Source organism: Acinetobacter sp. V2 (assembly GCF_001188385.1).
GTDB classification, from domain to species: Bacteria; Pseudomonadota; Gammaproteobacteria; order Pseudomonadales; family Moraxellaceae; genus Acinetobacter; species Acinetobacter oleivorans.
Map to the genome: position 1 here is coordinate 1141660 of NZ_JZFB01000001.1, position 1513 is coordinate 1143172.

At 31.6% G+C, this 1513-nt stretch carries 2 protein-coding genes; one reads left to right on the plus strand and one right to left on the minus strand.

All coding sequences use genetic code 11. The annotated features are described in order from the left end of the window. Positions 1–369 (minus strand): hypothetical protein (locus tag UC75_RS05195; RefSeq protein ID WP_049836918.1); only part of this gene is annotated, 369 nt, incomplete at its 3' end. A gap of 467 nt (positions 370–836) precedes the next feature. Between UC75_RS05195 and UC75_RS20265 the strand changes: the two genes are divergently transcribed. Further along, the coding region (locus UC75_RS20265) for a glutamate synthase-related protein (RefSeq protein WP_265597217.1) at positions 837–1513 on the plus strand (677 nt) is incomplete at its 3' end.

Below are 1513 nucleotides of genomic sequence, written 5' to 3' on the forward strand. Positions count from 1 at the left end.
CAACTGTATATAAGCTTTACCATACCAAGCTAACTCCCTAAATTGATAATCTGCACTTTGCGACCCCATTACTAAAATATTTTTAATGTCCCAGCTATGGAATCCTTTAGGTCTTTCTGCAAAAAAATCTAGAATAGGCGTAAACCCAAAAACAAATAAAATACCAAGTAAGGGATAAACGATAGATCCAGGAAATATAGGATTATTTTTTCTTTCCATAGAGTCAAATATTATAGTTGCAGCAACTAATATACTTTGTACTAGAGCAACTTTTTTGAAAGTATCTAGATCAAAACCTAGATAGAACATTAAGGTTAAGAAAAAAACTTCTGTGAGAAAAACGGAGCAGATTAATAGTTTCCAATTCATTTCAGTCCTTAAATGATTTTTTAGAATCTTATATAGTTGTAGTAATGTGTATTAAAAAAAATATTTCAATTTATTTATATTAGCAAAAAATAATTAATTAGGACAACATTAATTAAATCAAAAAATATACAAACAAAAAAGTTATTATTAATTAAATCTAAAGTTAAATCCAATTAATCCACATCCCTTTTAATGAAAATACTTAATGGAAATATTCTTTATTACAGCTAAAAATTTATAAAATATATCAATTTAATAATTAAGTATTTAATAATTTATTTAATCTCCTAAATCTCCAAATTAGATATTAATAATCGCTTAAATACTTTTTTAAAAATCTATTTCTAAATGGAGTGAACCACAGCTGTACTTTTTATTTTCTCTTGAAACTAACAATTCCACACTTGTAGTTTCACTTGCTTCTTGGCAAGGTATGTACCAGTAAAACATTAGGAATTTGTTCCAATATGGCGAGTCCAGCACAAATCATTCGACATAAATTTCTCAATACATTCTTTTCGCGCCATTCTCTCTGGTTCTTATGTATTTTTACTGCACTGAGCATCACCTGGTTTCGAACCGTATACACCCCTCATAGTATCTATTATTTTATTTCTGATACTCTCCTTAACGGGTTATGGGTGCTTACAGGTGCACTAAGTTTATTAGGTCTTTACGATGTTTTGCAGAATAAACATTCTATTCTAAGAAACTACCCAATTATGGGGCATTTCCGCTTTTTGTTTGAAGATATACGTCCAGAAATTCGCCAATACTTTATTGAAGCGGATCAAGATGCTCTACCTTTTTCGCGTATGCAAAGAAGTCTAGTTTATCAGCGTGCTAAAAATGAAAATGCAGATAAACCATTTGGTTCAATCATTGACGTTTATCAAGAAAATTATCGATTCATTGTCCATTCAATAAGCCCTTGCCCACCAGCAGATCCAAAGAGCTTTCGTATTCAGGTGGGTAATGCACAATGCCTTCAACCGTATAGTGCATCAATTATGAACATCTCTGCCATGAGCTTTGGTAGTTTAAGTGCCAATGCAATTCGCGCGTTAAATAAAGGTGCGCAGTTAGGTGGGTTTTATCATGATACTGGCGAAGGTAGTTTAAGCCCTTATCATCTGGAAAATGG